This is a genomic window from Lacticaseibacillus brantae DSM 23927 (assembly GCF_001436115.1).
GTDB classification, from domain to species: domain Bacteria; phylum Bacillota; class Bacilli; order Lactobacillales; family Lactobacillaceae; genus Lacticaseibacillus; species Lacticaseibacillus brantae.
Genome location: NZ_AYZQ01000001.1, coordinates 514,115 through 536,490 on the forward strand (window position 1 = coordinate 514,115; position 22,376 = coordinate 536,490).

Consider the following 22,376-nt stretch of genomic DNA (forward strand, 5'->3'; position numbering starts at 1 on the left):
TTTTTGTCATCACTCTTTTTTCGCTCACTTCGAGGTTACTCCGTCTGGGAAGACTCATCGGGGGATTGAATCAGGCCCTTAAACAGGCCATAGACGAACTTGGTTGGGTCAAAGACCTGCAAGTCATCCATTTTTTCCCCAAGTCCGACCATCTTCACTGGCACATGCAGCTCATTGCGAATCGCTAAAACAATGCCGCCTTTACCAGAACCATCTAGCTTCGTCAAAACAATACCGGTAATGTCAGTGGTCTGGTTAAATTCTTTCGCTTGACTTAAAGCATTTTGGCCCGTGGTGGAATCAAGCACCAATAAGACTTCTTGTGGTGCATCAGGCAATTCACGGACAATCACGCGCTTAATCTTGTCGAGCTCTTTCATCAGATTGACTTTGTTCTGCAAGCGGCCCGCAGTATCGACTAACAACACATCGACTTGTTGTGCTTTGGCTTGTTTCACGGCATCAAAAACAACCGATGCTGGATCAGCGCCCGCTTCACTGGCAATGACTGGTACGCCGTCCCGCCGGCCCCATTCCTGAAGTTGTTCAATCGCACCCGCCCGGAAAGTGTCACCGGCGGCTAAGAGAACAGACTTACCAGAATCTTTCAACTGGTGAGCTAACTTCCCAATAGTGGTGGTTTTACCCGCACCGTTGACTCCGACAAACAGAAACACAGTCGGGCCAGATTCAGCATAATGGAGCGAATTATCTTCATTCTCGCCAGCTTCGCCATAAAGATCGACTAATTTCTGGACAATTACTTGTGAAACTTCCTCAGGACGTTTCACATTTTTGAGCCGGACCTCATCCCGCAACTCATCGCTAATAGTCACAGCGGTCTGGTAACCGACGTCAGCTTCAATAAGCATCTCTTCCAAATCTTCAAAGAAGTTCTCATCAACGCTGCGGAAGTTGGCAAAAAGCGCATTGAGTCGTTCGCCAAAACTACTCCGCGACTTCTCGAGGCCGGCATCGTATTTTTGCGTTTCAGCATTTTGCTCAGGTGCTTCTTCGCCCCCGGTAAAAGCTTTCTTAATTCGATCAAATAATCCCATTAAACATTTTCCTCTCGATCTAAACTGACCGCCATCATCTTCGATACACCAGACTCTTGCATCGTCACCCCGTACAACATGTTCGCCGCCACCATCGTCCCTTTACGGTGCGTGATAACAATGAACTGCGTTGCACTGGCGTAATCCCGCAGGAATTGGCCGAATCGTTCAACATTCGTTTCGTCTAACGAAGCTTCGACCTCATCCAGAATTGAGAACGGCACTGGCTTTACCTGTAAAATCGCAAACAAGAGCCCGATGGCCGTTAACGCCCGCTCCCCACCGGAAAGCAGGGACAACCGTTGGAGCTTCTTGCCCGGCGGCTGTGCCGTGATCTCAATCCCAGTATTCAACAAATCACTAGGGTCCGTCAAACTTAAACTGGCATGGCCGCCACCAAACATCTGAGGGAATAGGTCTTGAAAGGCCATATTAGTCGCATCAAATGTGGTTTTGAAACGCTGCATCACTTCTTTGTCCAGTTCTGCCATCGTTCCTTGCAGCTGATTCTTGGCCGCAATAAGATCATCTTGTTGCTTCGTCAAAAATTCATAACGATCTTTAACCTCAGCGTACTGGTCAATGGCATTAACATTGACCGGACCTAAGTCATCAAGACCACGCTTCAGCAGTTTCAACTGACTTTTAAGTGGTGGCAACGCCACTGAAGGATCCTCAACTTGATCAAGTGCAGCCTCATAAGTCAATTGATAGGTATCAGCTAATGTTGATAGGCGACTTTCAAGCTGCAGTTTAATCCGATTTTGTGCCACCGCCTGTTGTTCACTTGTGGCCATTAATTCATGTTGCTGCTGATAGGCCGTCGTAATTTGTGCCGAGACCCGACTCAACTGCGTGCGGTTGTTGCTTCGGTTCGCCAGTAATTGGTTTTGAAGATCTTTAGCCTTAGCCAAAGTCTTATTCAACTCAGAAATGGCCGCTTTGCGTGATTGCTTCTGATCTGTCGTTTCTTTAACATGCTGCTGAATCTGTTGAATCCGTTCCGCTAGCTCGTCTGCTTGTCTCAGTGCTTGGTCGAACTGAGCTTGCGTTTGATTACGTTCGGTAACCGCAACTTTCAAGTCACCCTGCGTCTCACTCAACTGGGCTTGCAGCTGCCGGCGTTGCTCAGTTAAGGCCGTTTGTTGCTCAGTGGCACTGGCCAACAACGCTTTAAGCTCGTCAGTTGCGGCTTGGCTTTCGGCCAATTGCTGTTTCACCGCAGCAGCAGCGCGTTCGAGTTCTTCCTGCCGGGTTGATAGGTCCGTTGCCGCCTGATCCTGGAGTTGCAAGGCTTGATACTGCCGCTGCAACTGGGTCAGACTTTGATTCAATTCATCAACTTGTTGTTGTTTCAATTCAAACGTACTTTGCGCCTGCATGGCCGCTTGATTGGCGTCTTGTGTTTGCGCTTGTAACTTGTTGGCCTGGGTAATCAGTTCAGTGACGTCATTACGCTTAGTCTCCAGCTGAGTGACCATCGTTTGTAATTGTTTCGCCAAGCGATTGGTCTCTTGGGTCCGCGCCAGAGGTGAGCTGCTCTGTTGCTTGTTTTGCCCGCCGCTCATAGAACCGCCTGGGTTCAAGATATCACCATCAAGCGTCACTAACTTATAGCGGTGACCTGTCGCATCTGCCGCGGCAATCGCATGATCCAGCGTATCAACAACGATTAGCGTTCCAAGGAGGCTGCCCATCACATTAGCCACTTCTTGTGGGAAATTCACTAAGTCAATCCCAATCCCAACAAAACCTGGTTGCTGGGCCAGGTTAGCCGCCACATTGGCCGGCATCGTCCGGGGACGGATAGTCGCTTCGGGTAAGAAAGTTGCCCGGCCACCGCGTTGTTGTTTCAAATAATTAATCGCCCGCTTCGCTGCTTGTTGATCGGTCGTCACAATGGATTGGAGACTGCCGCCAATTGCTAAGTCAAAAGCTGTCTGATACTGTTCCGGTACGGTCACGAGATCGGCCACTGCGCCAATGACCCCAGGTAATTGGTTCTTTTGCTTGAGGACCATCCGTACGCCGGCATAGAACCCGGCATAATCTTCACGCAGTTCTTTTAAGGTGTCATAACGAGATTTGGCCGTTTGATAAATTCCTAATGCCTGCTGGTATTGTTGATTCGCGGCATCAACGGCTTCCTGCTTTGCGACTGCTCGGGCATTAATGTCCGAAGCCGCTTTTTGGGCTGCGGTGAGGTTAGTTTTAGCATTCGTTAAATCGGCCGTTAGCGTTTTTTGGCGTTGCTTTTGTTGTTCTAACTGTTTGCCCTGTTCATGAAGTCGTTGCGAATAGGCTTCAGATTGGTTATGCGCCAATGCTTGTTCCTTATCGACAGCAACCCGCTGATTCCGAATATCTGCCTCTTGACGCAAGAGATCAATATAGTTCGCCTGAGTCGCCTCAAGCTTGTTATTGATTGCTTTGGGATCAGTGGCCAATTTGGCTTGATCAAGTTGGGCCTGCAAATCAGCCACTTGGTCAGTTAAGGTCTGCTGCTTGTGCTCTAAGGCCTCAAGTTTGGCTTTGGCATCTTTGGCAGCCTGAACCGCGGCTTCGTGTTGCGCCGTTAACTCCGCCAAACTCTGAGCTGCGTTTTGCGAACGTTCACTGGAAAGATTTACTTCGCCGGTCAGGTTCTCTAACTGCATGGACTGCGACAAAATATCATCGTTGGCCGCAGTCAATTGCTGTTCAATGGCTTGATCTTGTTGCGTCATGGCATCAGATTGTGTCTCTAATGTCGAAATTTTATCGGCCAATGCTGCCAATTGACGCTTTGTCTGGCTCGTTTTCTGATCAAGTTCACGCTGTTCAGCTGCCAAATCGCGAATTTCAAGCGCTAAGACTGTTTGTTCAATTTGCGCGAAAGCTTCTGATTGTTGCAAGTAGTCGGTCGCGACTGAAGCTTGCTCCCGCAGCGGTTCCACTTGCCGAGTCAATTCAGTCACAATATCTGAGACCCGATCGAGGTTGTCAGCGGTCGCCCCTAATTCAGCTTCAGCCCGCTGCTTTTGTTGCTTATATTTGTAAACACCCGCGACTTCTTCAATGATTCCCCGGCGTTCTTCAGGTTTACTGTTGAAAATTGCTTCAACCCGCCCTTGCGAAATAAAGGCAAAGCTCTCTTTGCCTAAGCCCGAATCCATGAAGAGTTCTACGATATCGCGGAGACGGACATTTTGTCCATTCAACAAAAAGTCGGTCTCGCCATCACGATACAGCCGTCGGGTGACGGTGACTGTTTGCGGTTGTTTTGGCAAATAGCCATCAGTATTGTCGAACGTCAAAATGACCTCGGCCCGGTTTAAAGGCGCGCGATCAGCCGTGCCGGCAAAAATCACATCACCCATCCGCTCACCGCGCAGACTCTTGGCACTCTGTTCACCTAGTGCCCAACGAATGGCTTCGGTAATATTGCTTTTGCCACTCCCATTAGGTCCAACGATGCCGGTTAACCCTGGGACAAACTCAATCAAGGTTTTATCAGCAAACGATTTGAACCCATTAATGGTCAACGTTTTGAGCTGCATTGTTCATACTCCATTTCGTCCATTAAGTTAAAACACCACGTCAATCATTACGATTAGCATGGTGTTTCGTCTGTCTTCACTTGCTTTCAAGCTGTGCCAAAGCTGCTTTGGCCGCAGCTTGTTCTGCCGCTTTCTTGTTTGTGCCCAAGCCGTGGCCCAATACTTTGCCATCCACTTCGACATCAACATGAAATTCGCGGGCATGCGCGGGACCATCCTCACCCAGCAGTCGATAGTTGATGGTAACTTCCCCCGATTGTTGAACAAACTCCTGCAAAGCAGTTTTGTGATCGGTGTCAGTTGAGAATTCTCCAGCATCAATTTTGGGGAAAATCACTTGTTCAGCGAACTTAATGACCGCTCCCCGCCCTTGATCAAGATATAGGGCGCCGTTAAAGGCCTCGAAAAGGTCTTCTAACAGTGTGAGCCGTTTACGCGCCCCAGCATTTTCTTCGCCTTTACCCAGTTTGATGTACTGATCGAAATGAGCTTCTTTTGAAAAAGAAGAAAAACTCTTTGTCTGCACAATGGCAGCCCGCATACGGGTGAGCTTGCCTTCGGGTAAATCTGGATATTTTTTGTATAAGTAGTCAGAAACGGTGAGTTCCATCACCGCATCCCCAAGAAACTCGAGCCGTTCATTATCACTCAGCCCCAGTTCTCGGTGTTCGTTTACATATGAGGAATGCGTGAACGCTTCGTCAAGGACAGCCAAATTGTTAAATTCGATGCCGTACCGTTGACGTAATTCACTAACGAATTCTGAAGCGACCATTGATAAGCCTCCTTTAGATATCTATTTAATTATACTAGAGACCATCAAAAAAGCCACCGTATTCGCAGGATTCAGAAAGTTTAATTTCCAAATTCTACGACACGGTGGCAATTAAATTACTTGGTCATCGCAACGTCAGCCCAGCTTGCGCTTGGAGCTAAACTTAAGTTCTTCACTTGAGGACTTACCGCGACTAAGGTCTTGGTGGTCAACGTTGGAATGACATAAGCTTCGTCGTGCATATATTGTTGCCATTGATTGAATTGATCAATCCGGTAACTGGTGTCAAAAGCCTTTTGGCTATCAATGTTGTTCAATAATTCAGTATTCTTCGCCGTCACAAAGTGCGTGAAGTTGAAAGGTGCTGATGCTGAGTACAAGTCTGATGGTGAAGGTTCTGAGGACAAGCTCCATGAACCATCAAACATATCATAATCGTTAGAACCGGAAGTCAACTTGTCTTGGTAAACAGAGAAGTCGACAGGCTTACCAGTGGCATAAACCACATGTAAACCAATTTTCTTGAAGGCTTGCATGTAAGTTTGGTTGATGGCATCGGTGTTGGAGTTACCAGTGGTGGTCAACCAACGAATTGTCATCTTCTTGCCATTCTTATCCGTCCGGTAACCATCGGAGCCCTTCTTGTAACCAGCATCGTCAAGTAACTTTTCAGCCTTGCTTAAGTCATAAGCGTAAGCCTTAACAGACTTGTCATGGTACTTACCAAAGGCAGCTGGAATTAAGGTTGAGGATTGTGAACCCGTGTTAGGGTAGATCTTCTCAGCGACTTGAGCCACGTTCATCGCGTAAGCCACAGCCAGCCGTAAGTTCTTGTCGGCGAAGAGTTTCTTGTCGTCCATGACATTAGTACTCTTAGCCGCATCGTACTTCCCTAAGTTAAAGGTCATGTAGCTGTAAGATAAAGAATCACGGCCGAGGACTTTGACGTTCTTGCTGTCCTTAATCTTGGCATATGATGTCGGTCCAATGCCCAAGTAGTCATACTTGCCCTGAGCAGCAGCTGTTGGCGCTTGGTTTGGTGAAATCACTTCAACAGTGATCTTACCCAGTTGCGGCTTGTCCCCGTAGTAATAAGTATTTGGTACCCATTCAATTGATTGGCCAGAAACCATCTTCGAAATCTTGTATGGTCCAAAGAAGATTGGATTCTTGCGGACCTTATCAGAAGAAATCAACTTATCGAAAGCCACATCCTTGAGATAGTGATAAGGTTCAGCATTTTCCCAGAAATAGCCATTCCCAGAGAATTTCATCCCAGGCTTCATTTCCTTGAACTTGATGACAACGGTCTTCCCATTCTCACCATCAGGTGTTGTAATCCCAGAAATATTGTCCCCAGATTTGCCATCGTGGTATTCGGTCAAGCCAACAATGTTCTGCAAAGCACCGGTGTAACGTTGGCTCTGTGATTTAGGATTGGCAATAATCTTATAGGCGTAGACAATGTCCTCGGCCACAAGTGGCTTGCCGTCAGACCATTTCACATTTGGATTGATTGTGATGGTTGCTGTCTTAGCAGAATCATCAAGTTTCAAATTAGCCGCCCCGCCGTCAACGATTTGATAGCTATCATTCACTTTAAATAAGGGCTCATTCCCAAATTGAGAAATGTCAGTATCAGTTGCCTCAGTTGACAGTTCATTGGCAAAAACACCTTTAAACGGAGAGACCAATTGATAACCGAACTTAAAGGTCGCGCCCTTAACGGTGGCCTTCTTGTTGGTTGTGGCTTGCGCCAAAGTTGAAGTTGATGAATTGCTGCTTGAGCTCGACTTGCTACCACTACCACAGGCAACTAACAAAGTTGTTAATGCAGAAACCAGGAGCAGACTGCCCACAAGGGTTTTCTTTTTCATGTGATTTCCTCCAAATGTAAATATTTGATGAATTTATAGTAACTTAACGATGAGGACTTTGCAACTATTTTCTCATAATTATTTCATTAGGTTCTTTGACGTGAGTCAGCTGCCCGCCGCAGCGCATTACCGAAAGCATTGATCGACAAGGTTAAGACCAAGAGCAGTAAGGCTGCTGGCAGCCACATCCAAGGCGAATTCAGAATTAAATCTGGATCGTTTGCATAGGCAATCATGGTCCCAAGACTTGGCGTATCAGGTGGTAGCCCAAAGCCCAAGTATGAAAGCCCAGTTTCAACCCCAATATTACCGGCAACCGCCAAGACGAAATCAGTAATTATTAAAGAGCTGATATTTGGCATCACTTCGCCAAACATAATCTTCCAGCTCGGTGTGCCTGATGTTTTGGCAGCGGCCACATAGTCACGTTCTGACTGAGACAGGACTGCACTGCGAATCAAACGAGTTGTGCCCATCCAACCAAAAGATGAAATGATCAAAATCAGTGACAAGGCATTAAAGTTAGGCACGATGGTGACTAAGATAATAATCATCAGTAAGGTTGGTAACACCATGAAGAAATCGACAACCCGCATGACAACTTCATCCAGAATGCCACCAAAGTAACCGGCAGTAATCCCGATAATAATTCCCAGAACTTCCGTGATCACCGCGACTGAGACCCCAATGCCAATAGAATTCCGGGCCCCGACAATCAAATACTTCAAAATATCACGGCCGCTACTATCTGTTCCGAGGATGTGCCCATTGACGCCAGGCGCGCCTAGACGATCCAAAATGTTGGCATCAACCAGGTCAGAATGTGGAATTACAAAACCGCCAATAATCGTCGTGAGTAAGATTAAAGCCACAACGACGACGGCAACAATGGCCCCTTTATCATGTCGAAGTTCCCGCAACACCACTTTGAACCCTGAAGGCGGATTGGCTGGGATTGTGACTGCTTCTGTATCAGATACTTTATCCATTCCGTAACCTCCTCTACTCTACTCGGATCCGTGGATCGACGATTGACATAATAATATCGGACAACAAATTCCCTAATAAGGTTAAAAAACCAAACAGCAATGTCAGTGACGTCATCGTCGCATAGTCCCGCGTGGTCATGGCATCAACAGCTAACTTACCCATCCCAGGATAAGAGAACACACTTTCAACGAACAAGGAACCAGAAATCAGGCCTGTAATGGTGTTCCCCATGAAAGCAGCAATTGGCAACAGGGAGTTCCGGAGAATATGTTTATTGAAAATCACCTTTTCTGGGACTCCTTTGGCGCGGGCTGTCCGTACGTAGTCTTCAATGGAGTTATCAATAATGCCACTCCGCAAGTACAGAATAATCCCGGTCGTCCCGAGAAATGCCTGCAAGATAGCCGGAAGCACCATATGATAGAGACGACTCATTATGTAGCCAACTCCACCGGAGGCATCCAACGCCACTGAACCGGTTGTTGGGAACCATTTTAATTGGTAGCCAAAAATCAGTAAGGCAATCAGATAGAAGACAAAGCTAGGAATCGCCATCACACTATAAGCATACAGAGAGATCCCAGAATCCAAGCGAGTCCCTTTGAACCGACCGGCTAACACCCCAAGTGGCACGCCGATTAGGTAGGTCAAGATCACCGCAAACAATGAAAGCCAAATCGTGTTGCTTGCCCGTTCAGCAATCAAACTGATGACCGGCCGCTTATACGCGTAACTCATGCCCAAGTCTCCGTGGAACAGGTTACCGATCCAACGGAAATATTGAGTCCACAAGGGATCATCCAAGCCTAGCTGGCGCCGTAAGCTGTCAATTTGCTTCGGATCCATCTGCGGCGTGATTTGACCAGAGAATGGATCCCCCGGCATAAGTTTAGCCAGAAAGAAGACGATCACGGACAGCAGCAAGATTTGCGGAATCATAATCAGAATCCGTCTAAGAATTGTTTTCCACATTAGCTTTGTCCCCCTTCAACAACAGGATCTTGGATGGCAACTGAATGGGTTGGCGAGACCTGCTTGAGGTCGAGCACCTTACCATCCGGGCCATAGTACTTCGATGATTCTTCTTGATAAAGGGCTTCAACGCGTTTCCGGTTACTCTTATCGATCATCCGCGATGCCGGCGTAATTTTTGGAATGGCAGACAACAACCGCTGCGTGTAAATATGTTGGGGATGTTGGTAAATGTCTTCACGAGTACCCACCTCAACAAAGCGACCCCGAGTCATAATCGCCATATTCCGACACATGTGCTTGACGACCCCCAAGTCATGCGAGATAAACAAATAGGAAATATTAAATTCCTTTTGAATTTCTTTCATGAAGTTCAAAACCTGAGCCTGAACAGACAAATCTAAGGCTGAAACAGGTTCATCGGCGACAATCAACTTGGGGTTGGTCGAAACTGCTCTGGCAATCCCAATCCGTTGGCGCTGGCCGCCTGAGAACTCATGGGGATACTTATACATCGCATCGGCTGGCATCCCAACAATATCGAGTAATTCCTGCACGCGCTTAGTCTCATCTGCCGGTGCCAAATGTTCAAAGTTTCGAATTGGTTCAGCAATAATGTCCTTAATCCGCTTCTTGGGATTAAGGGATGACAGTGAGTCCTGGAAGATCATCTGCACATCGCGATTGTATTGCAACTTCTTGCGATTTCGCGGTTTAGTGACGTCCTCCCCTTTATAGAGAATTTGACCACTGGTCGCCTTTTCCAACCCCACAATGGCTTTACCAGTTGTCGATTTACCAGAGCCAGACTCACCGATGAGCCCGTACGTTTCGCCCTCTTCAATGTCAAAGTTGATACCATCAACGGCCAGAACATGGTCCGTGACCCGATTGAAGAACCCCGAGCGAATGGGGTAATGAATTTTTAAATCCCGAATTTCAATTAATGCCATAATATCCCTCTCCCATTACGCTTCTGCTTCGTCATTAAAATGGAAAGTCTTGTAGCAGGTGCAGCGAACAAAGTGCCCAGGCTCAACTTCATGCATGGTTGGATGGGCTTCATGAGCGGATGCCGGAATCCACGGAATGCGCGCCGCAAACCGGCAATCATCTGTTTGCATGTGTTTCAAATCAGGCACCGTACCCTCAATCACGTATAAATCATCGCTGTCATTGTCCGCTTGGGGCATCGACCGTAACAAACTTCGGGTATACGGATGCAAAGGATGTTCAAAAATGGCTTGGACGGTTCCCTGCTCCACAATTTGACCCGCGTACATCACAGCCACGCGATCAGCTGTTTCTGCGACCACTCCAAGATCATGGGTGATGAGAATAATTCCGGAATGTGTCTCCTGCTGAATATTCTCCAATAAGTCCAAAATCTGGGCTTGAATGGTCACATCAAGCGCCGTCGTCGGTTCATCAGCAATCAGAATTGGCGGCTTGCAGGCAATCGCAATAGCGATGACGACCCGCTGCCGCATCCCTCCTGATAATTCATGGGGATATTGTTTGAACACGCGCACAGGATTGGGAATGCCAACCTGCCCCAACAGTTCAAGCACCCGATGATCACGTTCTTCTTTGTTCAACTTCGTATGATAAAGCAGGGTTTCACCAATCTGTTCACCAATCCGCATCAACGGATTCAGTGCGGCCAAGGGATCTTGAAAAATCATCCCAATATCGTTCCCGCGAATCCGGTTATACAAGGTTTCATTCAAGCCGACCAAGTTCAAATCGTTATATAGGATGTCACCAGTAATTTTGGTATTCTGCAAGTTATGTAACCCGATCACACTGGTGGCCAGGGTACTTTTACCTGAACCGGATTCCCCAACGATGGCCAGAATTTCATCGCGATTCAAGGTTAGATTCACATCTTCGACAGCATCATAGAAATCATCCCCAACACGAAAGGCGGTATGGAGATGTTGAATATCAAGAAGCTGATTTTCGGGTTTGTCCAAAGCAATTCCTCCTAGCTAAAATGAGGTAATAATGAGAATTTGAATTAATTGGCTTAATTATATAGAACGTGTTATTCAAAAGCAAGCCATTACCCACGGGAAACTCACGGAATCATCTGATGGTTTTCACATTTTAGTCGTAAAAATCTCGAATTGAATCTGCCATTTTAAGGAAATTATGAGAAAAAAGAAGTCTACTTTCGACTAGCAGCGAAAGTAGACTTCTTTTATTTGTTGTTTATTTTAACGACTCAGTCAATTCAATGTGACTGACACCTTACTTGGCGTGGTCGTGGATATAGTTAACTGCATCTTGCATTGTAATGATCTTCTCTGCATCCTCATCAGGAATTTCAGCACCGAACGTATCTTCGAGTTCAAGAACAAATTCAACAATATCAATTGAATCTGCATCTAAATCGGTCTTGAAATTCAAACCAGGGGTAATCTTGTCCGCACTGATTTGAAAATGATCCTGAATCAAACGAGAAATCTGATCAAAAATTTCTTGCTCGCTCATCGTTTTCCTCCTTGTTAATCACGCCTTATAGCATACCGGTTGGCCGTCCAAAAGGCAATCATTCTTCGGCCTTTTTCGGCTGAATATCATGACTTTCAAAGTAACTAACCACTTGAGGAATTGTCTGGGCTTTAACCATAGCTTCAATCTGCTTCACAGTATAATAAACCGCGTCAGCATCAGCACCGCCGTGGGCTTTGATTACTGGGGCCTTTAACCCTAACAACACCGCGCCACCGTATGAGCTGACATCAAACTTGCTGGCTAAACTGCGTAAGCTGCCTTGCAAGAATAGGCCACCTAATTTGCCTTTAACCCCACCATCAGTGATGGCATCCTTGACCAAGTGCAAAATGGTCCGAGCAGTCCCTTCGATTGACTTAAGGGCGGCATTCCCGGTGAACCCGTCAGTCACAACGACATCGGCCTTACCCAGGAGTAATTGGTCTGACTCGATATTCCCGATAAAGTTCAAGTCGGCATTCTCGCTGAGTAATTGATAGGCCTCTTGGTGCATAGCGTCGCCTTTGTTCGCTTCACTACCGTTGTTCAAGAGTGCAATCCGCGGATTAGTCACGCCCCGCACATCTTTAGCATAAAAATTGCCCATGATGGCATACTGCAACAGTTGGTAAGCCCGATTATCCGCATTCGCGCCAACATCTAACATCACAAAACCAGTGTCATTCGTCGTGCTTGGCATCGTTGGCATCAAGCCAGGCCGATCAATCCCACGAATCCGTCCAACAATGAAAAGCCCTGCGGCTAACAAGGCCCCTGTTGACCCCAGTGAGAAAACTGCATCAGCCTGACCATCTTTAACGGCTTGGGCCGCCAGAATCATGGACGCTTGTTTTTTACGGCGCACCGCGCGAACTGGTTCATCGTCACTCTCAATCTTTTCCGTAGTGTGCACGATCGTCAGTCGACTTGCATCCTTAATCAAGGGCTTAATTTTGGTTTCATCCCCGAAAAGTGTCACTTCTAAGTCAGGCAACTCATTCCGTGCCCGTTCTACCCCAGCAATCACCACGTCTGGCGCATTGTCGCCACCCATTGCATCTACTGCCAATTTCATTGTTCTGCCTCCAACTGGCGCTTAATCCAAGCTGCCATTTTTTTGTCGTATCGAATTGAGATAGCGCTGAATCATCTTGTGTTCAGGTTGCGCTAAAGTCGGGTCCTGCGCAAAGATTTGGCTCGCCACTTGCTGGGCCACCGCCAAGCTATTGAAATCGCCCACTGGATCACCGAGTTTAAAGCTAGGCAATCCTGACTGGCGATCACCAAAGATTTCACCTGAACCTCGCAGCTCCAAATCTTTCTCTGCCAGCACGAAGCCATCATTGGTTTCAGTCATGATGGTCATCCGTTCGACCCCTTGCTCATTTTTCGGATCAGCCACCAAGATACAATAAGCCGCCTGATGCCCTCGCCCAACACGACCGCGCAATTGGTGAAGCTGAGCGAGGCCAAACCGATCCGCATCCATGATTAACATCACAGTGGCATTAGGTACGTCCACCCCAACTTCGACAACGGTAGTTGAAACAAGTACTTGAATCTCGCCATCACTAAAAGCACGCATAATTGTATCTTTTTCTTCCGCCTTCATTTGACCATGCAACAGGGCGACTGAAACTTGTGGACCAAGTTCCCCCTGCAAATCGGCAAAAAGCTGCTCCGCATTTTGAAGATCAACCTTTTCTGACTCGGCAATCAAGGGGGTGATGGCAAATGCTTGGCCCCCCAATCCGAGCTGAGTCTTGATTGTATCCAAGGCCTGCCGAAACTGATTCTTACGAATCCAGGTCGTCGTAATCGGCTGGCGGCCAGCGGGCAGTTCATCAATAATGGACACATCCATTTCGCCATACGCCGTAATAGCCAGCGTGCGGGGAATTGGTGTTGCTGTCATGGAAAGTAAGTCGGGCTTTAAACCTTTTTCTTGTAAAATTTTGCGCTGGTTGACCCCAAACCGATGCTGCTCATCAATAACCACTAAACCAAGACTGTGGTAATTGACGGCCTTTTGGATTAAGGCATGAGTCCCAATGATGAAATCAATCTCACCACTTTCAAGGCCAGTCAGAATACTGCGCCGATCTTTAGTAGAAGTTGACCCCGTCAGTAGCGCAATGTTGACAGGAAATCCCTGAAACAAAGCGGTCAGTTTAGCATAGTGTTGTTCGGCTAACACTTCCGTTGGCACCATCAATGCGGCCTGATACCTGGCTGTGACTGCCGCGTACATGACAATCGCAGCGACGATGGTTTTCCCACTCCCAACATCGCCTTGGAGTAAGCGATTCATATGGGTTGGTGCCTTCATGTCAGCACAGATTTCATTAACGACTTTCTTTTGTGCGCGAGTTAATTCAAACGGTAATGTCGCAATTAAGGCTTTCAAAGCTTGATTATCATAAGGAATCATTAGCCCATTACTCGTAGCGTCGGTTTGCTGGCGAAGGGCCTGCAGTTGCAACTGGAACAAGAAGAATTCCCGGAAAACAGCACTCCGTCTCGCTGCCGAGGCTTGTTCAGGAGTTTGGGGGAAGTGCATCCCCGCCACAATTGCCTGTTCTGGCAACAACTTATACTTAGCCCGAATATCATCGGGAATCATCTCAGGTAAATTCTGGCCGTCGCGGTCATACGCTTGCTTCACCAGCTCAACTAGCCAAGACTGGCGCACATGCTTATTGACCGGATAAATGCCCGTAAATGATGGATGTTCACTATTTTGAGTCGCTAAGACTTTCATGCCTGTCAGTGTGTGACGTAATGCATCCCACTTGCCATAAACTGCGGCTTCGTCACCCATCTCGAACTTATCTTGCAACCACGGCTGATTGAAGAAAGTCACCAACACAACCGTGTGCTCAATCTGAATCTTGACATTCAAGCGGGTTTTCCGAGGGCCAAACCGGGTGACAATCGGTGCAGCCACTACTACCCCTTTCAGGGTCACTTTCTCTTGGTCGGCAATCTCGTCAATCGCCTTAACCTTCAAGTCATCGTAGCGGAATGGGAAATAATACAATAAATCGTAAATGGTCGTAATGCCCAATTCGGCCAGGCCTTCAGCGCGCTTCTCGCCCACACCCGATAATGTTGTGACTGCATCTGTCAACACCAGTTAACCCTCCCTTCGCAATCGGACGAAGGGGGTTGTAATCTAGCCTCTGCCAGATTACAACCCCTCTCCTATCCGAAACTTATTATCGTGCTAAAGTCACTATTCCACAGAGACCAAGTATGGATAAACTGGTTGATCCCCATGATGGATTTCAACTTCTAAGTCGTCATTGTCTGCGGTGATGGCATCAGCAATCGCATTGGCCTCGTCTTCAGAACCGTCTTCGCCGATGATGAGGGTAATAATCTCGCTATCGTCGGAGAGCATGGCTTGAATCATCGCAATCGCCGCCGCCTGTCGATCAGGATTGGTAATCTTGATATCGCCATCAATAATCCCCATCCAATCGCCATCGTGAATTTCTAGGCCGTCTAAGGTCGTATCCCGAATTGCCTGCGTGACTGAACCGCTGACAACATTTTGCATGGCTTCAGACATTTCAGCTTGGTTCTCAGCTAAATCAGCATCCGGATTGTAACCCAGTAGGGCTGTCAATCCTTGAGAAATTGTCCGACTACGAACCACTTCCACATTCACATCAGCAGCCTTAGCCGCCGCATCAGCCGCCATGAAAATATTACTGTTATTTGGTAAAACTAAAACGTTCTTTGCGTTAGCCCGCTTAACGGCATCCAAAATGTCATTGGTACTTGGGTTCATGGTTTGGCCACCGTTTAAGACATAGGTCACCCCAAGGCTCTTAAAGAGTTCAGCTAAACCATCTCCGGCCGCGATGGAAACGACGCCGATTTCTGCTTGTTCAACAGGCAAGTCGGCCGCTTCTTCATCGCGTTCAATGATGCTTTCATGTTGCAGTCGCATATTGTCGACTTTAATCTTCATCAAATTCCCGAATTGTTGCCCATAACGGAAAACTGTGCCTGGATGTTCAGTATGGACGTGGACTTTAACGACTTCATCATCTGCCACAACCAACGTGGAATCACCCAGGTCATCAAGGTAGTGCCGGAAGGTTTCATAATCGAAAGGCTTCTTGCCATCCCCTTGACCCAAGGCCACCATCATTTCGGTACAGTAGCCATACACAATGTCTTCAGGATTCAATTGTGATTGGGCCCCTTGCCGGTGAGTCGCGTTGACCATTTCGTTCATCTCTGCTTCATCAGGCACATAAGCGTCGCTGATATTCTCACCAGAAAGGCCTTCTCGGAAACCTTCATAGATGAAGACAAGCCCTTGACCACCAGAATCGACCACGCCGACTTCTTTCAAGACGGGCAATAGATCTGGCGTCTTGGCTAAGGCCCGTTTAGCACCCTTAACGACGGCGCTCATCACAACGATAGCGTCATCGGTGTCAGTGGCGGCCTTCAAGCCAGCCTTTGCCCCTTCACGAGCAACCGTCAAAATCGTGCCTTCAACAGGCTTCATGACCGCCTTATAAGCCGTCTCAACTCCAGCAGCGAACGCATCCGCTAAATCTTGAGCGGTGAGGGTCTGCTTTGGTTCCACAAACTTGGCAAATCCACGGAATAATTGGGAACTAATCACCCCAGAATTCCCGCGGGCGCCCATCAATAAGCCTTTACCAAGACCTTTCGCCAGTTCACCCACGTGATCGGCGTCATTTTCAAGCACTGCTTTAGCACCACTTTGAAAGGTGAGATTCATATTCGTTCCGGTATCCCCATCGGGAACTGGAAAGACATTTAATGAATTCACGAATTCAGCGTTTTTGTTAATGCGGTGAGCAGCAACCCGAATCATGTCTTGGAATTTGCCCGCATTAATTTCAGTTACTTCCACAAAAAAATCCTCCTTGTTAGACGTCAAAAAAGGCTGCCCTTTTTGGCGAAAACCTAATCACCTAAGACTTTAACGCCTTGAACAATCACGGTGACAGTATTGGCCGTTACGCCCAACATCGTTTCTAGATTGTACTTGACCTTGTCTTGAACATTCCGGCACACTTCAGAAATCTTGGTGCCATAGCCGACAATAATATTCACCTCAACGTTGACGCCGGCGTCTTCTTGACGCACGACCACACCGCGAGCGTAGTTTTCTCGATTTAAAATGTCATTTAAGTTATCTCGAATTTGGTTCTTGCTGGCCATGCCGACAATCCCATAGATATCGGTAGCCGCGCCACCAACGATTGTGGCAATCACGTTATTTGCAATATCAATCGTGCCGAGCTTGGTCTTAATTTTTACTGCCAAAGTGATACCCTCCTAACTTTGCTTACACGTAAGTTTAGCATAGGGGGTGACCTTTTGAAAGATTTGACGGGTAAAATCAGTAGCTGTCAAGTAATTTTCCTTTGCAAAAAATCTTGCATTCGCCGCTGGCCTATGATAAGTTATTTGAGTGAGAAATTCGAGGGCAACCTTGAACAAGCAAGGAGGTCATATCATGGCAAAAGATGTTATTACCGGACGTCATACAGTATTTGGTAACAAGCGTTCCCACGCCTTGAACTCAAGTCGTCGGAGCTGGAAGCCAAATTTGCAAAAAGTTCGCATTTTAGTTGATGGCAAGCCAAAGCGCGTATGGGTTTCCGCACGTGCTCTTAAATCAGGTAAAGTGACTCGGGTTTAATCCTGAGACTAAAAAAAGCGCCCACCCTTTACGGTGAGCGCTTTTTTTGTGTTCAATTGTCGGTTTGCTGGCCGCGTAGATCCCGTGAATAGATAACCGCCACGATGCCGCGCTCAAACTGAATGGTCGCCGGCTGCTGACCGACAAATTCGTTTGAGGCGAAGCTATATGGCGCTTGATTAGACCAATCGGTTAATGGATATTTCGCCCCACTGATTGTCAGGTGGGCCACTGCCATCATCGGCACAATGCCCAAATAGCGATAATCATTCTGCGCTCTTAATTGATGCTGACCCGGGCGATAATAATCGACCCGATTCTGACGGTCCACAAAGTGAATATTCTCAACATTAGCCAAAAATCTGCTCTGTAATGGGACAAATAAGTTGGACAGCAAATGGTCAAGGCGCCCACCCGTCGCGCCATAAATCGTGACTGCATCGGCGCCGTACTGGTCAAAGGCCAGTTGCAAGGCTAATTCCGTGTCGGTGTCGTCTTTTTCGGGAATTGAATAGTGGATGTCACTAACGGCCGCTTCAACTTGGTGACGCTCAGCGGCCGTTAAGGAATCAAAGTCCCCCACGGCAAAAGCCAATGGGAGGTGCTGCTGAACTAGGTGGAAAGCCCCCCGATCTGCACCAATCCACGGATAATTGCTGGGTAACTGCTCAGGCAGACTGCTATTAGGCCCACCAACTAGTAGGTTAAAGTTTGTCATGCTCAATCGCCTTTAAGGTATCAATTTGGGCGGCCGGATCATCGGCATTATAGATATAAGAGCCCGCCACAAAGATATCTGCACCGGCATCAAAAACGATTGGAAGGGTTTGATCTGTAATCCCGCCATCGACTTCAATCGCAAAGTCCAAATCGGCTTCACTACGCATGGCAGCGAGTTGGGCCACTTTATCCGCCATATCGGGCAAGAAAGCTTGGCCACCAAAGCCGGGATTAACCGTCATGATGAGCACCTGGTCGACCAGACTCAAGATGGGTTCAATCATCGTCAGTGGTGTGCCAGGATTGACCACCACGCCAGCCTTAACGCCGTTTTGGTGGATAAGTTGCATGGCACGATGAATGTGTGGGGTTGCCTCCACGTGCACCAGTAAGGTGTCAGCACCTGCCTGCGCAAATTGAGGAATCCATTGCTCTGGGTCGTCGACCATCATGTGCACATCCAAAGGCAAACTCGTCACCGGCCGGATAGCCGCGACCATGCTTGGTCCAAAGGTTAAGTTCGGCACAAAATGACCATCCATAACATCAACATGTAACAAGTCAGCGCCACCGGCTTCGACAGTTTGAATGTCACGAGCCAAATTGGCAAAATCTGCGCTCAGAATTGAAGGTGCAATTTTCATCATAATCCCCCTATTTCTTATAGACTGGTCGTTTACCAGCCAGTTCATCCCGAAATTGTAAGTAATTATCATACCGACTTTTCATAATCGTGCCCGCCTCAACACCAGCCTTAACCGCACAGCCGGGTTCGGCCACGTGCTGGCAACTGCGGAACTTACATTGATTAGCAATCGCGGCAAAATCAATAAATCGATCTCTTAAGGTCTCCAAATCGACGTCGAGTAGGCCCAAAGAAGAGAACCCTGGGGTGTCAGCCACTAAGCCCCCGTCCACTTGGAAGAGCTCCGTGGTCCGCGTGGTATGTTTCCCCCGGTTCAAACTTTTACTAATTTCACCAGTAGCCAATGCTAAGCCTGGTGCCAAATGATTAATCAACGTCGACTTACCGGCCCCGGTTTGGCCGGTGAAAATCGTCAAGCGATCGGCGAAATTAGCCCGCACTTGATCCAAAACGGCTGCATCAAAGGCCGGTTGATGACTAAAAACGTCATAGCCCATCGCTCGGTAGCCTTCTAAAGCCTGATTGATATGGGCGAATTTCTGCGCGTCGATTAAATCTGTTTTGGTGAGATAGATTTCTGCATGAATCTGCTTTCCTTCCAAGTACACCAAAAAGCGATCTAATAGGTTCAGTGAAAAATCAGGTTCCGCGGCTGCAACCACCAGAATGGCTTGATCAATATTAGCCACCGGAGGCCGCACCAAGGCATTCTTTTGAGGCAATACTTTCAGCAAATAGCCTTCATCATCGTCATAACCGGGAATGAATTCGGCAAAATCTCCCACTAAGGGCGTAATTTTTTGTTGCCGCAAATTGCCTCGGCCCCGCGTTCGATAAACGGTGCCATCATGTTCAATATCATAGTAGCCACTAATAAGTCGGATAATCCGACCCTGCATCGTTTCTTCTTTAGTCATCAGTCACATTGTCCTCTGCTGCGATTTCTTGGCCATCTCGCAAAATCTTATAACTTCCCGCTTGTCCGGGGTTCAAAATAAAGTGCAAGGTGACGGTCTCATCGCTTGTAATGGTCATTTGTTTATATGGTGACGACATAGAATGTTTGCTGTCAGACAAATAAATCACAACCTTATTCCCAACACTACCACTTGTTGATGCATCTGGGGCAGCATAAGGTATCGTCACTTCTTTATCAAATTCGCTGGTGCTACTACTTGAACTCGACGCACCGTCTTGCCCTTTGGACATCACAACCGTTAACACGTCACCTTTGGTCATGCTGGCGCCGCTGCCTGGGTCTTGACTGATTACCGTGTCCTTAGGCACAGAATTTGAGAAGGCCTGACGTAAATTCAACTGCAGCCCCATTTCTTCGGCATAACCTTCGACACTTTTCTGATTGTAGCCTGACAGATCTCGCAATTTAAATTGTCGTGGTCCGGTGGAGACGGTAAAGGTGATAGTCGTGGTTTTGGGATCAACAGCCCGACCAGCATCAATATCTTGGTCGAGGATTGTGCCTGCCGGCTTGGTACTGGTCTTGCCACTGCGTTTAACAGTGAAATTACGATCAGTCAAATCCTGCTTAACATCCGCGTATTCGAGCCCCGTGTAATCCTTTAAAGTATACATCCGAGGACCGCGACTCAGAACAATGTCAACTTGGCTACCACTTTTGACACTTGTATTGCTGCTAGGATCACTGGAAATAATGTGGTTCTTGGCGACTGAATCTGAATATTTCTCAGTCGATTGGCCCAGCTCCAACTTGCGGGCCTGCAAGACACCTTTGGCCTGACTCACGGTCAGACCTGTGATATCAGGAACGGGAATATCGCGATTCCCGCTGGCGTAGGCTGCGCCCAAACCAGTCAAGACCAGTAAGGCGACAATGATGGCTGTAATCCAAGGCCAACGGCGGCGCTTTTTCTTGTTTGGTGCCGGGGTAGGCTCAGTCGGTTGATCAGTCGCCGGTTCTTCAAGTAAGTCAGGCGCCACCTTAGGGAGAATTTTAGTCTCATCCAAATTGGCCGCTGGCCCCGGTTTAAATACTGGTTCACTCGCCCGTCGAGCGCTGAGGGCTGTCGACAGGTCAGAGGCCATGGCATCAGCGCTTGAATATCGGTCAGCTGGATTCTTAGCCGTTGCCTTGAGGACCACATTTTCCAGGGCCTGGGGAATCCGCGGATCAAAAGCTCTGACGGACGGCATCGGAGTCTGAAAATGTTTCAACGCGATTGAGACGGCTGAGTCACCTTCAAATGGGACTGATCCCGTCAACATTTCATACAAGATGATGCCTAACGCGTAGATGTCACTTTGACGCGTCGGCATACTCCCACGTGCTTGCTCTGGTGAAAGGTAATGAACCGATCCTAACATTGAGTTTGTTTGCGTCATGGCATTATCCGCCAAAGCAATCGCAATCCCAAAGTCGGTAATCATCGCATTGCCATTAGCATCAACCAGCACATTTTGAGGTTTCAAATCCCGATGAATCAAGTGATGATCGTGCGCGAGTTGTACCGCCGACAGAATCTGAGTCATCATGTCGACCACTTGCTGATACGGAATTGGGAAATGCTCTACGATGTATTTCTTGAGGTCGGTTCCTTCAACGTATTCCATGACTAAATATTGCTGGCCGTGGCTTTCACCGACATCATAAATGCTGACAATATTGGGGTGATTGAGTTGAATGGTGGCCATGGCCTCGCGTTGAAAACGACGGACTGTGTCCGGATCATTTTGCAAATCCAACCGCAACACTTTGACCGCTACATCGCGATCTAAAATTAAATCATGGGCCAAATAGACATTGGCCATTCCCCCTTCACCAAGTGTCTTGATTAGGCGGTAACGGCCGTTGAGTGTAATTCCTGGCTCAATCATCACCTAACCTCCCTTCCTGATGAATGAGTAAAGCAGTAATATTATCTGTCCCGCCGGCAGCGTTAGCCATCAGAATGAGTTCTTGGGCTTTAGCGCCTAAAGACATGTCTTCGCGTAAAACACCCGCAATCTGAGGATCACTAACCATATTGGTTAAGCCATCTGAACACAACAGCAAATAATCGTCTGGTTCCATGTCGTAAATGGTCACATCGGCGTCAACATCATTGTTCACACCCAGCGAGCGGGTAATGACGTTTTTCTGAGGGAATCGCGCCGCTTCTTCTGGCGTCAATTCACCGCGTTTAACCAACTCATTCACCAAACTGTGATCTTCGGTGATTTGCATCAGGCGTTGCCCGCGATATAAATAGGCGCGCGAATCGCCAATATTAGCCACCAAAAACCGCGTGCCACTGATGATGGTCGCGACAATCGTCGTCCCCATCCCCAATAAATCTCGGTATTGCTGAGCCTTTTCTAAGATGCGCTCATTTTCTTGCTGTAACTCAAAAATTAGCCATTTCACGATCGCTTCAATGTCTGTCGTGGTCGTCTTCTCAAAGTCAAACCCGACATGTGAGACGGCCATTTCACTCGCCACGTCACCGCCGCGATGGCCTCCCATCCCGTCAGCCACTAGGGCTAACTTAGCCCCGGCTTGGTTAGAAAACACGCCGACGTAATCTTGATTATTTAACCGTTTGCGCCCGACATCGGTCCGGTAAGCAAATTCCATCACTGGTCCT

Annotated in this window: 19 protein-coding genes; 1 reads left to right on the plus strand and 18 read right to left on the minus strand. The window is 47.7% G+C overall.

Annotated features, from left to right (window positions below; translation table 11 throughout):
- Positions 1–35: 35 nt before the first annotated feature.
- The 13 genes from ftsY to FC34_RS02555 form a co-directional block, all read right to left on the minus strand.
- Complete coding sequence (gene ftsY / locus FC34_RS02495) at positions 36–1,058, minus strand: signal recognition particle-docking protein FtsY (protein ID WP_057893801.1); 1,023 nt, start codon at positions 1,056–1,058, stop codon at positions 36–38.
- Complete coding sequence (gene smc, locus FC34_RS02500; protein ID WP_057893802.1) at positions 1,058–4,597, minus strand: chromosome segregation protein SMC; 3,540 nt, start codon at positions 4,595–4,597, stop codon at positions 1,058–1,060. The genes ftsY and smc overlap by 1 nt, the downstream gene beginning before the upstream one ends.
- Before the next feature lie 76 nt (positions 4,598–4,673).
- Complete coding sequence (rnc, locus tag FC34_RS02505) at positions 4,674–5,372, minus strand: ribonuclease III (protein ID WP_057893803.1); 699 nt, start codon at positions 5,370–5,372, stop codon at positions 4,674–4,676.
- A gap of 116 nt (positions 5,373–5,488) precedes the next feature.
- On the minus strand, positions 5,489–7,249 hold the full coding sequence (locus FC34_RS02510; RefSeq protein ID WP_057893804.1) for an oligopeptide ABC transporter substrate-binding protein: 1,761 nt from the start codon (positions 7,247–7,249) through the stop codon (positions 5,489–5,491).
- Between the two features lie 86 nt (positions 7,250–7,335).
- Positions 7,336–8,238: an ABC transporter permease gene (locus tag FC34_RS02515; RefSeq protein ID WP_057893805.1), complete on the minus strand. Its 903-nt coding sequence runs from the start codon at positions 8,236–8,238 to the stop codon at positions 7,336–7,338.
- Positions 8,239–8,251: 13 nt separating this feature from the next.
- The gene (gene opp4B, locus FC34_RS02520) at positions 8,252–9,211 is read right to left on the minus strand and encodes an oligopeptide ABC transporter permease (RefSeq protein ID WP_057893806.1); all 960 of its coding nucleotides are present in this window, start codon (positions 9,209–9,211) and stop codon (positions 8,252–8,254) included.
- Positions 9,211–10,164 carry an ABC transporter ATP-binding protein gene (locus FC34_RS02525; protein ID WP_057893807.1) on the minus strand — a complete coding sequence of 318 codons (954 nt, stop codon included), beginning with the start codon at positions 10,162–10,164 and terminating at the stop codon, positions 9,211–9,213. Before FC34_RS02525 ends, opp4B begins: the two co-directional genes overlap by 1 nt.
- A gap of 15 nt (positions 10,165–10,179) precedes the next feature.
- Positions 10,180–11,187 (minus strand): ABC transporter ATP-binding protein, encoded by a 1,008-nt coding sequence (locus FC34_RS02530; RefSeq protein ID WP_057893808.1) that lies wholly within the window; start codon positions 11,185–11,187, stop codon positions 10,180–10,182.
- A gap of 277 nt (positions 11,188–11,464) precedes the next feature.
- Positions 11,465–11,707, minus strand: coding sequence for an acyl carrier protein (gene acpP / locus FC34_RS02535; protein ID WP_057893809.1), 243 nt, complete (start codon positions 11,705–11,707; stop codon positions 11,465–11,467).
- A gap of 58 nt (positions 11,708–11,765) precedes the next feature.
- Positions 11,766–12,785 carry a phosphate acyltransferase PlsX gene (gene plsX, locus FC34_RS02540; protein ID WP_057893810.1) on the minus strand — a complete coding sequence of 340 codons (1,020 nt, stop codon included), beginning with the start codon at positions 12,783–12,785 and terminating at the stop codon, positions 11,766–11,768.
- Between the two features lie 21 nt (positions 12,786–12,806).
- A complete protein-coding gene (gene recG / locus FC34_RS02545) occupies positions 12,807–14,846 on the minus strand; it encodes an ATP-dependent DNA helicase RecG (RefSeq protein ID WP_057893811.1) in 2,040 nt (679 codons plus the stop codon).
- Between the two features lie 99 nt (positions 14,847–14,945).
- Positions 14,946–16,613 (minus strand): DAK2 domain-containing protein, encoded by a 1,668-nt coding sequence (locus tag FC34_RS02550; RefSeq protein ID WP_057893812.1) that lies wholly within the window; start codon positions 16,611–16,613, stop codon positions 14,946–14,948.
- Between the two features lie 53 nt (positions 16,614–16,666).
- Positions 16,667–17,029, minus strand: a complete 363-nt coding sequence (locus tag FC34_RS02555; protein WP_057893813.1) for an Asp23/Gls24 family envelope stress response protein — start codon at positions 17,027–17,029, stop codon at positions 16,667–16,669.
- A 193-nt stretch (positions 17,030–17,222) separates the two neighbouring features.
- Between FC34_RS02555 and rpmB the strand changes: the two genes are divergently transcribed.
- Complete coding sequence (rpmB, locus tag FC34_RS02560; protein WP_057893814.1) at positions 17,223–17,408, plus strand: 50S ribosomal protein L28; 186 nt, start codon at positions 17,223–17,225, stop codon at positions 17,406–17,408.
- Positions 17,409–17,460: 52 nt separating this feature from the next.
- On the opposite strand, the gene FC34_RS02565 is transcribed toward rpmB, so the two are convergent.
- The 5 genes from FC34_RS02565 to FC34_RS02585 are packed head-to-tail and all read right to left on the minus strand — an operon-like array spanning position 17,461 to position 22,366.
- Positions 17,461–18,126 carry a thiamine diphosphokinase gene (locus FC34_RS02565; RefSeq protein ID WP_057893815.1) on the minus strand — a complete coding sequence of 222 codons (666 nt, stop codon included), beginning with the start codon at positions 18,124–18,126 and terminating at the stop codon, positions 17,461–17,463.
- A complete protein-coding gene (gene rpe / locus FC34_RS02570) occupies positions 18,113–18,772 on the minus strand; it encodes a ribulose-phosphate 3-epimerase (protein ID WP_057893816.1) in 660 nt (219 codons plus the stop codon). The genes FC34_RS02565 and rpe overlap by 14 nt, the downstream gene beginning before the upstream one ends.
- Positions 18,773–18,782: 10 nt before the next feature.
- Complete coding sequence (gene rsgA / locus FC34_RS02575) at positions 18,783–19,691, minus strand: ribosome small subunit-dependent GTPase A (protein WP_420805031.1); 909 nt, start codon at positions 19,689–19,691, stop codon at positions 18,783–18,785.
- Entirely contained in the window at positions 19,684–21,627 is a 1,944-nt protein-coding gene (pknB, locus tag FC34_RS02580; RefSeq protein ID WP_057893817.1) for a Stk1 family PASTA domain-containing Ser/Thr kinase, read from the minus strand. The genes rsgA and pknB overlap by 8 nt, the downstream gene beginning before the upstream one ends.
- Complete coding sequence (locus FC34_RS02585; RefSeq protein WP_057893818.1) at positions 21,620–22,366, minus strand: Stp1/IreP family PP2C-type Ser/Thr phosphatase; 747 nt, start codon at positions 22,364–22,366, stop codon at positions 21,620–21,622. Before FC34_RS02585 ends, pknB begins: the two co-directional genes overlap by 8 nt.
- Positions 22,367–22,376: the final 10 nt, after the last annotated feature.